This is a genomic window from Campylobacter sp. CS_NA3 (assembly GCF_027797495.1).
Lineage (GTDB): Bacteria > Campylobacterota > Campylobacteria > Campylobacterales > Campylobacteraceae > Campylobacter_B.
Map to the genome: position 1 here is coordinate 1,000,594 of NZ_CP115609.1, position 12,902 is coordinate 1,013,495.

A 12,902-nucleotide genomic window follows, 5' to 3' on the forward strand; every position below is an offset into this window, starting at 1 on the left:
TTAAACAAGAGCGATTTTTTTGGTTTCAAATTCGCCCGAGAAAAAATTTAAGTAATAAAGCGTATCTTTTTTGACTTCCAAATTTGCCAAATAACGAAGTGCTAAATTTGCCGTAAAACTCGCCGCAAACATAACGATAGGCGCAGCAAGCCCTGCTGGTGCCACTTTCGTAGTAGGGAAAAATTTAAAATCGCTTTTTTCGATAAAGCAGACTTGCACCTGCCAGCTATCAACCGAAGTAAAAATCCACGGTGTCTCCGTTTTTTTCGCAAATTCGTCGATTTGCATACGCGTGGCAAGATTATCGGTCGCATCTAAAATAAGATCAAATTTTTCGGCGCAGGTTTTAAAAAATTCGTCAGCTTTCATCTTAAAAGGACGAACGCAAACCCCGTCAAATCTACTTTCAACACGAGTTTTAAAAATATCAGCCTTAAATTTACCCTCATCTTCGAGCGAAAAAAGAATTTGTCTATGGATATTATGAAGCGAAACCGTGTCAAAATCCACAACACAAATCTCGCCCACACCGCTAGACCCAAGCGCATAAGCAAAAGATGAGCCAAGACCGCCTGAGCCGATGATGAGAATTTTTTTATCTTTTAGCGAATTTTGCCTGTCTTCGCCCCAAAGCTGTATTTGTCTGTGAAAATATTCCATTTTTTACCTTAAATTACCACAATATTATTGCATTAATTTTGCAAATTTAAAAATTTAACCTACTTTAAAATTGCCTTGTAAGGGGGAAGTTGGCTGACTTGCGAAGCGCCCCCTTCCCCCTTACAATCCCCCAACCCCTGCACGCTAGGAGTGGCAAATTTAAAAGCTATCGCTTTTAAATTTGCGGATTTTACACTATATTATCGCTATCTAAATCAGCCCTTTTTTGGCTGAAATATCTCTAAATTTCCATAAATTTTTTGCAAAACTTAGCTCTTTTTTGGAAATTTCGCTTAGCAACACGCCCTCTTCATCTTTTAGCGAATTTATGATTTCTCCAAGCGGAGAAAAAACCGCGCTTCGCCCGTAAAAATCGCAATTTTCTTTGCCAAATTTCGCTTTTCCGATACGATTAGCTCTGATTATAAAAACAGAATTCAGCCACGAGCGAATTTTTAAAAGCTCTTCCCAACGCTCATTTGAGTCAAATGTCGAAGCGCACGGCAATAAAACACAATCAACCTTCTTTTTCATAAAATACACCCAAGCGGCGTCAAAATGCGCTTCAAAGCCAAATAAAATTCCATATTTCACACCGTTGTCACTAAAAATCGGAAATGAAATTTCGTCATTTTGCTCTTTTTTTGCATTTTTTGAATTTATAAAAAAACCATCTTCGTCCCAGTGAGCGTAGTTTATCAAAATATTTTGATCGAAATATTTAGTCGAGCTTGGGCTAAATTTAGCAACACTTTTTGCATAACCGCCGTTTTTAAGCAAAACAATCGGCGCAATTATCGTTAAATCATATTTTTTTGCCAAATTTGCAAAAAGAGTTTTTTTGTGATCGCTCTGCTCTTTTATCATCGGTTTTGGCATTTTTTTAAGCTCGGTAAAAAAGCTATTTAGCACATATTCGCCAAGAAGCACGATTTTAGCGTCATTATCTTTGGCGATTTTCATATAATAATCAATCCTGCTTTCGTTCATCGAAAGTGTCGGAAGCTGTAACACACAAACTTTACTCATTTTCACCACCAAATTCTTTTATATCAAGTTCGGCATTTTGTAAAATTTGCTTTGCGTCTTTTAGCAAATTTACGCCGTTTTTATAAAGCTCAACGCTTTCTTGCAGTGTCAAATCTTTTTCATTTAGCTTTTCTAAAATTTCATTTATTTTTTCTAATTTTTCTTCAAAATTTTCACTCTCATTTTGCAAATTTTCACTCATCTAAAACCCTTTTAATTATAAAATCAAATTTTTCTACTTCAACCAAAAACGCATCATGCCCGTAATCGCTGTCAATCTCGGCATAATGAGCCAAACTTTTTTTACCCAAATCCACCAAACAATCATAAATTTCCTTCATCAAATGTGGCGGAAAGAGATAATCGCCTTCAAAAGAGATAATATACATTTTTGATTTAACTTCGCTAAGTGCGTTTTTTAGGCTTCCATAATGTCTAGTGCAATCAAAAATATTCATCATTTTAGCGATATATAAATAGCAAAGCGGATCAAATCGTTTGGCGAAATTTGCTCCGTTGTATTCAAGATAGCGATCTACTTGAAATCTGCCGTTAAGCTCATATAAGCCGTCTGTTTCTACATAGTTTCTGCCGAATTTTTTCTGCATTGAATTTGGACTAAGAAAGCTAATATGACCTGCCATTCTGCCGATTTCCATACCTTTTAAGCCGTTTTTTGCGATTTCATCTTTGTCGTAATTTCCGTTTTTAAAATTTGGATCACTAACAATGGCTTCGATTGAGATTTTATTAAACGCTATCGCCCACGGATTTGTAGCATAAGTGGTCGCTAGTAAAAATATATTTTCTGCAAATTCGGGGTATTCGATAGCATAGCAAAGTGCTTGCATGCCACCTAGGCTTCCGCCGATGACGGCTTTTGCGTGAGTTATGCCAAGACGCGTAAAAAGCTTCATTTGAGCCTTTACCACATCGCTAATGACGATAACGGGAAATCTCGTGCGATACTCTGCGCCCCGCTCGTCCAAATCCAAAGGGCAAGTCGAACCAAACGGACTAGAAATGATATTTACGCAAATTACAAAATATTTTTCGGTATCGACTGCTTTTTTATCGCCGATTAGATTGTCCCACCAACCGGCTTTTGTATCGTTTTCATATCTACCTGCTGCATGGTGAGAACCGGTTAAGGCATGGCAGACTACAACGACATTTGATTTTTCTTCGTTTAACTCGCCGTAAGTTTCGTAAGCGAGTTTAAAATTTGATAAAATTCGACCGCTCTCTAAATGGAGCGGTTCGTCAAAGTATTCTATTTTGGTTTGAATTTTCACTAATTTACTCGGTAATTTGGTGCTTCTTGCGTGATGATAACATCATGGACATGGCTTTCTTTAAGTCCGGCACTTGTAATCTCAACAAATTCGGCTTTTTCTTGGAAAGTTTTTATATCTTTACTACCGCAATATCCCATAGAGCTTCGCAAGCCCCCAACTAGCTGGAACACAACATCTTTTAAATAACCTGCATAAGGAACGCGACCTTCTATGCCCTCAGGAACTAGTTTTTCTTTTGCCGTGCCGTCTTGGAAATAGCGATCTGCACTTCCTTTTTGCATAGCTCCAAGTGAGCCCATACCGCGGTAAGTTTTGTATTGTCTGCCTTGGAAAGTAATTAACTCGCCCGGAGTTTCATAACAACCTGCTAGCAAACTTCCTATCATAACCGAACTTGCTCCTGCTGCAAGGGCTTTTGCGATGTCGCCTGAGTATTTTATACCGCCGTCTGCTATGATTGGAATTCCAAATTTTTTAGCAGCTTCCGCACAATCGCTAATAGCCGTGATTTGCGGCACACCGACACCTGCTACAATGCGAGTTGTGCAAATACTTCCCGGACCAATACCGACTTTAATAGCATCAGCCCCGGCCTTAGCAATATCAGCCACACTTGCAGGGTTTGCTACATTTCCGACTATGACATCTACTTCGTAATTTCGTTTTAACTCTTTTAGCGTGTCTATTATGCCTTTTGAGTGTCCGTGTGCTGAGTCCATAACAAGTGCATCAACTCCTGCTTTTACCAATGCTTCGGCTCTTTCAAAATGTCCTACGCTAATAGCAGCAGCAACTCTTAAACGACCAAATTTATCTTTATTTGCGTTTGGATATTCTATTCTTTTTTTCAAATCTTTAATGGTAATCAAACCTTCTAAATGTCCGTTTGCGTCGATTATAGGAAGTTTTTCAACTTTGTTACTTCTAAAAATAAGTTCAGCGTCATCCAAAGTGCAGCCTTTTGGAGCTGTGATTAACGGCGCTTTTGTCATTTTTTCGCCGACTAATGAAGCTGTATCAGTTTCAAAACGCAAATCACGATTTGTTAAAATTCCGATTAGTATGCCGTTATCATCGACAACAGGAACACCGCTGATATGGTATTCTGCCATTAAATCAAGCGCGTCTTTTACGGTCGCATCGGCTTTGATTGAAATTGGATCAAAAATAATACCGCTTTCGCTTTTTTTCACTCTTTTAACCATTTTTGCTTGGCTTTCGATGTCCATATTTTTATGGATTACGCCGATTCCACCCATTCGCGCCATCATAATAGCCGTTTTTACTTCTGTAACCGTATCCATAGCAGCACTAACCAATGGCGTATTTAGCGTAATATTTCTTGTCAAATTCGTTCTAATATCAACATCTTTTGGCAAAATTTCAGAATACTGCGGCACCAACAAAACATCTTCAAATGTCAAAGCTTTTTTCAAAATTTTCATCATTATCCCCTTATAATTTTTTCTAAATTCAAACCGCCATCAAGAACTGCTTGTTCGTCATAAGCCTTGCCGATAAGCTGTGCGCTTATGTTTAAGCCGCCAGAGTTTTTACCCACAGGCACAGAAATCGCAGGAAGTCCTGCTAAATTTACGCCAATTGTATAAATATCGCTTAGATATGCACTTAGCGGATCGGCTAACTCGCCAAATTTATACGCTACGCTTGGAGCAATCGGCATAAAAATAAGATCTGCTTCTTTAAAAATCTCTTCATATTCGGCCTTGATATAGGCTCTTGCTTTTTGTGCTTTTATGTAGTAAGCGTCATAATAACCACTACTTAAAACAAATGTTCCAAGAAGCATTCTTCGTTTTACCTCATCACCAAAGCCCTCGCCACGAGTATTTGCGTAAAGCTCTTTTAAATTTGCCGATTTTGCACGATTTCCGTATCGCACCCCGTCATAACGGCTTAAATTCGCACTAGCTTCGGCAGTTGCGATGATATAATATGTCGCAATGTCATATTTTGAATTTAATAAATTTTTATAAACGATCTTATGTCCGAAAGCTTTAAGCTTATCGATAGCCAAATTCAACGCCGTTTTTATCTCATCACTAGCTTCATTTAAATAATTTTCAATCACGGCGATTGTAAATTTTCTATCGCTATTTAATTTATCTGCCGTTTTTATAAACTCACCTGCGTAGCTTGTGCTATCCATTTTATCGTGCCCTGCGATAATATCGTATAAAATCGCAGCGTCTTCAACATTTTTAGTAATCGGTCCGATTTGATCTAAGCTACTTGAATACGCCCCAAGCCCATAGCGGCTCACTCTGCCGTAACTTGGTTTAAATCCCACGCAACCGCAAAATGCAGCAGGTTGGCGAATACTTCCGCCCGTGTCGCTTCCAAGAGCTGCGATTGCAATTCCTGCGCCCACAGCAGCCGCACTTCCACCGCTACTACCACCTGGAACCCGTGAGCTATCAAGCGGATTTAGCGTTTTGCCGTAATATGAAGTCTCCGTCGTGCTTCCCATAGCAAATTCGTCCATATTTGTGCGACCAAAAGGCGCAAGTCCTGCATTTCGCAGTTTTGTGATAACGGTTGCGTCATAAGGCGCAACATAACCTTGCAAAATCTTCGAAGCAGCCGTTACGCTCCAATCTTTTACTTGAATATTATCTTTTATCGCAATCGGCACACCTAAGCCACTTTCATTTAGCTCTTCGCCTGTTAGCTGTTCGACATAAGCCCCTAAATTCTTTGTTTGTGCGATTTTTTCTTTTAGCTCTTTGCGTAAATTTAGTATCTCATCTGGCGTTAGCTTTAATGCTTCTTTTAAACTTATCAATTTTTCTCCTTTTTGATATTTTTTGCTTTTTTATTTACAAAATAAACGCCCACAAAGCTAAGTGCGATTATAAGGGCGATTGTAGCAATTATAAAGGCAAATGAAATCGGCTCACTTAACATTTAAAACCTTTGCACATCTAGGACACAAGCTTTCGTCCGTTACGGCGTTAAATTTCCAGCATCTTGGGCATTTATGATTTTTTGCCTTACAAAGTCTAAAACTTTCATCGCCGATTTTAAATTCAGCCAAAGCTTCGCTACTATCTATGTTTGCTACTTCGCTGACCATAAACCAATCGCAAATTTCATCACTATCGCCACCTAAAATCTCAGCGCAACTAGTTTGCAAATTTAGCTCCAAAGTCGATTTTATGATTTTGTCTTTTTTAAGACTATCTATGATTTCAAAAAATTTCTCTCTTGAAACCGTTAGTATCTCGCTAAATTCGGTAAATTTATCAAATTTAATCGCTTCATATTCTAAATCAAAAGCGTCATTTTTGCCGTCTTTTACGATATTTGGAGCAAATTCCATAACTTCATCGATTGTATAAGTTAAAGTCGGTGCTATCAAAGGTAAAAGCGCTCTTGTGATGATAACCATAACGCTTTGTGCGCTTCGTCTGCGAGATGAATTTAAATCATCACAATACAATCTATCTTTGCAAATATCAAGGTAAATTCCACTCAAATCTGCACTTAGGAAATTTAAAAGTAGGTTAAAGCCCTTTGAAAAATCATAATTTCTAAACGCGCTCTCAACTTCGCCAAAAACGCTTACCGCTCTTGTTAAAATCCATTTATCAAGCTCTGTGAAATTTGCCGTTTCAAGCTTTTGAAGATCGCTAACATTTGCTAATAAAAAGCGGATTGTATTGCGAATTTTTCGGTATTGTTCGCTGACTTGTTTTAGGATATTTTGACTGATTTTAAGATCTGTTGAATAGTCACTCAAAGCAACCCAAAGGCGTAAAATTTCCACGCCGTATTCTTTGGCTACTTCTTGTGGTGCGACGACATTTCCGACTGATTTACTCATTTTTTGACCTTTTTCATCAACCGTAAATCCATGCGTCAAAATGCTCTTATACGGCGCACACTCATTTATAGCGCAACTTACCAAAAGTGAGCTTTGAAACCAGCCTCTATGTTGATCGCTTCCTTCTAAATACATATCAGCCGGAAAACCACCGGCTTCGTAAATTCCGCTTTGCAAAACGGCTTTCCAAGTGCTTCCGCTATCAAACCAAACATCTAAAATATCCATAACTTTTTCTAAATTTTCAGCTTTAAATTTGCTATTTTTTGGCAGAAGCTCAGAAATTTCCATTTCCCACCAAGCATCAGCCCCGTTAGTTTTGAAAATTTCATAGATATTATCCATTAGTTCTTCATCGAAAATCGGCTCTTTTGTGGATTTATCACGGAAAAATGCAATCGGAACACCCCAGTCTCTTTGCCTTGAAATACACCAGTCAGGGCGATTTTCTATCATCGAAGTTAGACGGTTTTCGCCGCTTTGTGGATAGAATTTAATCCTTTTTATCTCATCAAGTGCGATTTGACGAAGCGTTTTGCCGCCCGAGAATTCCTTATCCATAGCGATAAACCACTGCTTTGTAGCACGATAAATCACAGGTTTGTGCGTTCGCCAACAATGCGGATAAGAGTGCGTAAATTTGCCGACTTTTACCACAGCATCGCCTAGAATTTCGACGATTTTTTCATTTGCCTTAAAAACATGCATACCGATAAACTCATCAACAATGCCGTCTCTAAATAACTTTTTACCGCGAAGCGTTTCATCATAACAGCCGTTTTCATCAACAGGCATTAAAACTTCGATATTGTATTTTAATCCCACAAAATAGTCATCTTCGCCGTGCCCTGGTGCAGTATGCACTAGACCTGTTCCGCCGTCCATTAAGACATGTTCGCCAAGGATAAATTTAGAAAGTCTATCATTTAACGGATTTATCGCGTATAGATTTTCTAGCTCTTTTGCACTAAATTCTTTGATAATTTTGCCACTTGTGATACCTAAATTTACCAAACTTTCAACCAAAGGCTTTGCAAAAATCAAATTTTCAGCCGTTAGCGCATAAATTTCATTTGGATTTAGGCTGATTGCGTTATTAGCAGGAAGCGTCCAAGGCGTAGTCGTCCAAATGACTGCTTTTGCACCTTTTGCGCCGATTTTAGCATTTGCTTCGTCGCTTAATGCAAATGCCACATAAATCGAGTAATCTTCCTTGTCTTTGTATTCGACTTCTGCTTCTGCTAAGGCACTTTTTGCCGCCCAGCTCCAAAAAACAGGCTTACTTCGTTCTATCAAAATGCCTTTTTTAGCGATTTGCGTTAGGGCTTTGTAAATTTCAGCTTCAAACTCAAATTTCATCGTCAAATAAGGATTTTCCCAATCGCCCAAAATGCCTAAATCTTTAAATTCATCTCTTTGAATTCCCATAAATTCGGTAGCGTGAGCCCTGCAAAGTTTGCGAATTTCGCCTTTTGAAGTCTCTTTTTTCTTTTCCCCTAGTTTGATTTCGATTTGTTGCTCGATAGGCAGTCCGTGGCAGTCCCAGCCCGGCACATAGTTTATATTTTCGCCGAAAAAATAGTGAGTTTTTGTGATAATGTCTTTTAAAATTTTATTTAACGCATGACCGATATGCAGGTGGCCGTTTGCATACGGCGGTCCGTCGTGCAAGTTAAAACTAACACTAGCATTTTGCCTTTTGGCTCTCATTTTTTCATAAACTTTTCGTTCATCATACCAAGATTTAAATCTTTTTGGTTCGTTTTGTGGCAGATTTCCGCGCATAGCAAAATCCGTCGTAGGAAGAAATAGCGTGTCCTTATAATCCATTTTTTGCCTTTTTAAAAGTATAAATTTTGATAAATTTGCGAATTTTAGCAAACTAAGCATTAAGAAGTTATAAAACTGAATAATTTATAGAATTTATTGTGGTATAATGCGCCAAATTTATAAGGAAAAAAATGAAAAAAGTTGTTTTGCTTATCGGCGACGAGTTGCGACTAAACGGAAATTTTTTGGATTATATTTTTAGACATTGTCGCAACGGGCATTTAGAATTTGATGAGATTAAATTTGCAAACAAAAATGACAGAAATTTGCCAAATTTCATAGAAAATTTATCCAAAAAGTGCGAATTTATAACGATTTTTGCTAGTAGCGAAAGCTATGGTATAGTAAGCAAAATTTTAGCCACTCTAACTTCTGATTTGCTCGAACTAAAAAACGAAACTTTGGTTCCGTCAATGGTAAAAAATGTCGCCAAAAATAGCTTTTTAATGCAAATTGGAGAGTGCTGGATAAATGTTTTAAAAGCTAGTGCGAACGAAAATTTACCGCAAATTTTAACGCCTTGCGAACAAAATAGCAGAATTTTTTATATTTTTGGATACGGGCTTAATTATGTAAAAACTCGCATTGAACCGCTACTTAAAACCTACGATATAAGCGTAGTTTTATCACAATTTAACGAATTTTTAATCTGCATAAAAGCAAAAGAAAATAAATTTTACGGGCTTAATGATTTCTTGGGTGGCGTAAAGAAAATTTTTGATAATTTTGTGATTGATAGTGAAAATTTTATTGAATTTATCGCACGAAAACTTATACAAAATAACCTTAAAATCACATTTGCCGAAAGTTGCACGGCAGGACTAGTAGCTAGTAAATTTTGCGAAATCTCAGGCGTTTCGGAGATTTTTGAAGGCTCGCTAATCACATATAGCCAAAACGCCAAAAACGCTTGGCTAGGCGTTAGCGATGAGATTTTGACGAATTTTGGCGTTTATAGCAAAGAGTGCGTTAGCGAGATGATTGACGGAATTTTAAAGCTTAGCAAGGCAGATTTTGCGATCGCCGTTAGCGGCGTAGCAGGTCCGTTTGATGACGGCGAGATACCAGCTGGAACGGTGTTTGTAGGCGTAGGCGAAAAAAACGGAGAAAAAATCACGGAAAAATTTCAAATTCACGGCGATAGAAATTTCGTGCGAAACGAGTGCGTAAATATCGCATTTTGCCTACTTTTGAGATTAAAAACTGAACTATTTTTTAAATTTGAAAGGATTAGTGATGAATAAATTTATCATTGCGATTTTGGGTTGTGTTTTGTTTTTTGGCTGTTCTAGCGATGAAAAAAGCAAAAAAGATACGCTAAATTTAGAGATAAACGGCACAAAAAAGGGCGTTGCCGTGGGTAAGACTGAGCCGAATTCTCAAAAATCCCAGCCGAAAATCGAAGCAAATTTAGGCGAGAAAAAAGATGAAAATTTGGCTAAAAATTCGCCAAATTTGAGTGAAAATTCGGCAAATTTAGGCGAAAATTCGCAAAAACCTGCACCGAATTTAGAGAATTTAAAAACAGAAGATATAAACAAAACTATCGATGAAATCGCAAAAAATGCTAAAATTTTAGGCGAGAATTTCGGTAAATTCGGACAGGATTCTATAAATGCATTAAATGATTTTTTGCAAAATAACAAAGAAAATTTAGAAAATTTACGCCAAAACGGCGAAAATTTAGCAAAAGATTTGAATAAAACCTTTGAAATTTTTGGAAAAGATTTAGAAAATTTAGCCAAAGAAGCCGATAAAAGTTTTGGCAAATTTTTTGGCGATTTAAACGCTACATTAAATGAAAATATCGATAACGGCGAACTTGAAAAGATGTTTGGCGACATTTTACAGAATTTAAACAAAAGCTTTCAAATGCATTTTAACGACCAAAATTCGAGTAATAAAAACAAAAAACCAAACATACAAATCGAAGTCTTGCCTGAAAATCCGATTAGAATTTAAAAATTTGCCTAAAAAATTTAAATTCGGCACTAATGGTGGGCAAAATGCCCACCATATAATCTTTTGTTATAAACAAATAAAAACATAAAAATTTTTACATAAAGTTATAGTATAAATTCGCTATCCAATAAAATCTTTTTATTATTAATGAAACAAATTTTAATACCTTTATTATTGATATTTTATTGCTTATTTTGCTCACTTTACCAATTCTTATTTTATAAGTCGATTTAATGTTTTTTTTCATTATAGAACCTTTTCTATATAAATTTATAAAATATTTTAAATAATTTTAACTGCATTGTAAATACGATTTTTTAATAATTCATTTTTCTTTATAAATACCATTTTATGGGATTTTTTAACTAGAATTTGATAGAAAAAATTAAATAAAACTTAATAGGAATTCTTTTCTCTTATTCGAATTTATCAAAATGTGTAGTTTCGTAGGGTGACACCCTTGCCCACCAAAAATTATGCAAGTCGTAGAATGGGCACCCTTGCCCACCGAAATTTAAATTTTCTTTCCATCGCCATCGCAAGAAGCGAATTTTTATTTTGGCGGGCAAGGATGCCCACCCTACAATACTAAATTTGTCTGTCCGAGTTTGCGTGACGAAAAAGCTAGGCTCGTTTCAATTTCAAATCAAAAAACCCGTGCAGGGTCGCAAAAATTCGCCAAATTTAATTATGAATTTAAAACTAAAAACTCTCCAAGCCCGTCAAACACGCATTCAAATCGCCTGTTTTAAAGCCCTTATAAAACCACTCTTTTCTATCTTTGCCGCTTCCGTGCGTAAAAGAATCAGGCACGACATAGCCACGAGCCTTTTTTTGCAAGGTATCATCGCCTATCATCGTGGCGGCATTTAGAGCTTCTTCCAAGTCGCCGTCTTCTAAAATTTTGTATTGATTATGCCCCCAAATTCCGGCAAAACAATCGGCTTGAAGCTCGACTTTTACCTGAATCGCATTTGCGCCAGATTCGTTTGTTCTAGCTTTTAATTTATCGGCATTGCTTAAAATTCCTAGCAAATTTTGCACATGGTGTCCGACTTCGTGGGCGATGACATAGCCTTGTGCGAAATCGCCTGCTGCGTTATGATTTTTTGCTAAATCGCTAAAAAAGTCCGTATCTAGGTAAATTTTTGTATCAACAGGGCAGTAAAATGGTCCTACTTGCGAGCTTGCATAGCCACAACCGCTATTAATCGCTCCGTGAAAAAGTAGCAATTTTGGCTCTACATATCTTGCATTATGGCGCGAAAAAATCGCTCCCCAAGTATCTTCTGTCTGTTTTAAGACGGTAGCGACAAAGTCTTTTGCTTCTTGATCGGCTTGTGTGTTTTGGAATTTTGAAGCACCTGCATTACCGCCAATGGCAGAGAAATTTAAAAGATTTAAAGGATTAAAACCTAAAAACGCTGCTACGACGCCCACTAAAAGGATAATTCTACCAAATTTAGTTTTTATCAAAAATTTTACAATCGGAATCAACAAGGCAAGATTTATTCCGCCACCACCACCTGAACTAGCTCTTTTGTCATCGACATTTAAGCTTTGATTGCCACCACGCCATTTCATTTTAATATCCTTTGAAGTTAAAATCATTAGATTTTAGCACAAAATTCCTTAATTATTTTGCGTAATTGATAATATTTAATAAATTTACCTAAAATTCTTAGATATTTTAGATAATTATACGCTTTATTGAGTTGGCAAACAATATTTCAGAATGGAAAATTATGGTGTCCCCGACAGGATTCGAACCTGTGGCCTCAAAATTAGGAATTTTGCGCTCTATCCGACTGAGCTACGAGGACAAAAAATAAAATAAATAGGGAAAATAAAAAAATTTGGGCTGAAAATCAGCCCAAATTCTAATCTGCGATAATATTCATCACATCATCGAGTTTGCGAGCTAAATCCTTGTCATAAACAGGCTTTGTCATAAAGTCATAAGCACCTTTATTTAGCGCTTCTCTTTTTGCCGTTTCATCTGTCGTTAGGACGATAACAGGTATGTGAGCGACTTCGTCCCTAACATGAAGGTTATCTAGGAATTCAAGCCCGTTCATAACCGGCATAACTATGTCAAGCAAAATAAGATCAATGTCCTGCCTGTTCTCCAAAATACTTAATGCTTCAAGACCATTGGCAGCTTTGACGATTTCATCAACTCTGCCATACTTTTTAAGCATAACTTCCAAAAGTTTCAAGTTGATAGCGTCGTCATCAACTGCTAAAATTTTAATGTTTCTCATATTTCTGTCCCA

12 protein-coding genes and 1 tRNA gene are annotated in these 12,902 nt (G+C 37.1%); 2 read left to right on the forward strand and 11 right to left on the reverse strand.

Annotated features, from left to right (window positions below):
• The 8 genes from PF026_RS04980 to ileS form a co-directional block, all read right to left on the reverse strand.
• Nucleotides 1–660: a HesA/MoeB/ThiF family protein gene (locus PF026_RS04980; RefSeq protein ID WP_270860721.1), complete on the reverse strand. Its 660-nt coding sequence runs from the start codon at nt 658–660 to the stop codon at nt 1–3.
• Between the two features lie 210 nt (nt 661–870).
• Nucleotides 871–1,689 (reverse strand): carbon-nitrogen hydrolase family protein, encoded by an 819-nt coding sequence (locus tag PF026_RS04985; RefSeq protein WP_270860720.1) that lies wholly within the window; start codon nt 1,687–1,689, stop codon nt 871–873.
• Nucleotides 1,682–1,891, reverse strand: coding sequence for an exodeoxyribonuclease VII small subunit (xseB, locus tag PF026_RS04990; RefSeq protein ID WP_270860719.1), 210 nt, complete (start codon nt 1,889–1,891; stop codon nt 1,682–1,684). Before xseB ends, PF026_RS04985 begins: the two co-directional genes overlap by 8 nt.
• A complete protein-coding gene (gene metX / locus PF026_RS04995) occupies nt 1,884–2,984 on the reverse strand; it encodes a homoserine O-acetyltransferase MetX (protein WP_270870420.1) in 1,101 nt (366 codons plus the stop codon). Before metX ends, xseB begins: the two co-directional genes overlap by 8 nt.
• The gene (guaB, locus tag PF026_RS05000; protein ID WP_270870419.1) at nt 2,984–4,432 is read right to left on the reverse strand and encodes an IMP dehydrogenase; all 1,449 of its coding nucleotides are present in this window, start codon (nt 4,430–4,432) and stop codon (nt 2,984–2,986) included. The genes metX and guaB overlap by 1 nt, the downstream gene beginning before the upstream one ends.
• 2 nt (nt 4,433–4,434) lie before the next feature.
• Nucleotides 4,435–5,793 (reverse strand): Asp-tRNA(Asn)/Glu-tRNA(Gln) amidotransferase subunit GatA, encoded by a 1,359-nt coding sequence (gatA, locus tag PF026_RS05005; protein WP_270870418.1) that lies wholly within the window; start codon nt 5,791–5,793, stop codon nt 4,435–4,437.
• Complete coding sequence (locus tag PF026_RS05010; protein ID WP_270863471.1) at nt 5,790–5,915, reverse strand: hypothetical protein; 126 nt, start codon at nt 5,913–5,915, stop codon at nt 5,790–5,792. Before PF026_RS05010 ends, gatA begins: the two co-directional genes overlap by 4 nt.
• Nucleotides 5,905–8,664 carry an isoleucine--tRNA ligase gene (gene ileS / locus PF026_RS05015; RefSeq protein WP_270870417.1) on the reverse strand — a complete coding sequence of 920 codons (2,760 nt, stop codon included), beginning with the start codon at nt 8,662–8,664 and terminating at the stop codon, nt 5,905–5,907. The genes PF026_RS05010 and ileS overlap by 11 nt, the downstream gene beginning before the upstream one ends.
• A 131-nt stretch (nt 8,665–8,795) precedes the next feature.
• On the opposite strand from ileS, the gene PF026_RS05020 reads away from it, so the two are divergent.
• Both PF026_RS05020 and PF026_RS05025 read left to right on the forward strand, forming a co-directional pair.
• On the forward strand, nt 8,796–9,908 hold the full coding sequence (locus tag PF026_RS05020; RefSeq protein ID WP_270863473.1) for a CinA family protein: 1,113 nt from the start codon (nt 8,796–8,798) through the stop codon (nt 9,906–9,908).
• Nucleotides 9,901–10,626 (forward strand): hypothetical protein, encoded by a 726-nt coding sequence (locus tag PF026_RS05025; protein ID WP_270863474.1) that lies wholly within the window; start codon nt 9,901–9,903, stop codon nt 10,624–10,626. Before PF026_RS05020 ends, PF026_RS05025 begins: the two co-directional genes overlap by 8 nt.
• 702 nt (nt 10,627–11,328) lie before the next feature.
• On the opposite strand, the gene ypfJ is transcribed toward PF026_RS05025, so the two are convergent.
• From ypfJ to PF026_RS05040, 3 genes are all read right to left on the reverse strand, one after another.
• The gene (ypfJ, locus tag PF026_RS05030; RefSeq protein WP_270863475.1) at nt 11,329–12,210 is read right to left on the reverse strand and encodes a KPN_02809 family neutral zinc metallopeptidase; all 882 of its coding nucleotides are present in this window, start codon (nt 12,208–12,210) and stop codon (nt 11,329–11,331) included.
• Between the two features lie 162 nt (nt 12,211–12,372).
• Nucleotides 12,373–12,449, reverse strand: a tRNA-Arg gene (locus PF026_RS05035).
• A gap of 57 nt (nt 12,450–12,506) precedes the next feature.
• Entirely contained in the window at nt 12,507–12,890 is a 384-nt protein-coding gene (locus PF026_RS05040) for a response regulator (RefSeq protein ID WP_270863476.1), read from the reverse strand.
• Nucleotides 12,891–12,902 lie beyond the last annotated feature (12 nt).

Bases quoted from the DNA above. Each gene is read 5' to 3' on its own strand.
- PF026_RS04980 (WP_270860721.1), bottom strand. From the start codon at position 660: ATGGAATATTTTCACAGACAAATACAGCTTTGGGGCGAAGACAGGCAA.
- PF026_RS04985 (WP_270860720.1), bottom strand. From the start codon at position 1,689: ATGAGTAAAGTTTGTGTGTTACAGCTTCCGACACTTTCGATGAACGAA.
- xseB (WP_270860719.1), bottom strand. From the start codon at position 1,891: ATGAGTGAAAATTTGCAAAATGAGAGTGAAAATTTTGAAGAAAAATTA.
- guaB (WP_270870419.1), bottom strand. From the start codon at position 4,432: ATGAAAATTTTGAAAAAAGCTTTGACATTTGAAGATGTTTTGTTGGTG.
- PF026_RS05010 (WP_270863471.1), bottom strand. From the start codon at position 5,915: ATGTTAAGTGAGCCGATTTCATTTGCCTTTATAATTGCTACAATCGCC.
- ileS (WP_270870417.1), bottom strand. From the start codon at position 8,664: ATGGATTATAAGGACACGCTATTTCTTCCTACGACGGATTTTGCTATG.
- PF026_RS05020 (WP_270863473.1), top strand. From the start codon at position 8,796: ATGAAAAAAGTTGTTTTGCTTATCGGCGACGAGTTGCGACTAAACGGA.
- PF026_RS05025 (WP_270863474.1), top strand. From the start codon at position 9,901: ATGAATAAATTTATCATTGCGATTTTGGGTTGTGTTTTGTTTTTTGGC.
- ypfJ (WP_270863475.1), bottom strand. From the start codon at position 12,210: ATGAAATGGCGTGGTGGCAATCAAAGCTTAAATGTCGATGACAAAAGA.
- PF026_RS05040 (WP_270863476.1), bottom strand. From the start codon at position 12,890: ATGAGAAACATTAAAATTTTAGCAGTTGATGACGACGCTATCAACTTG.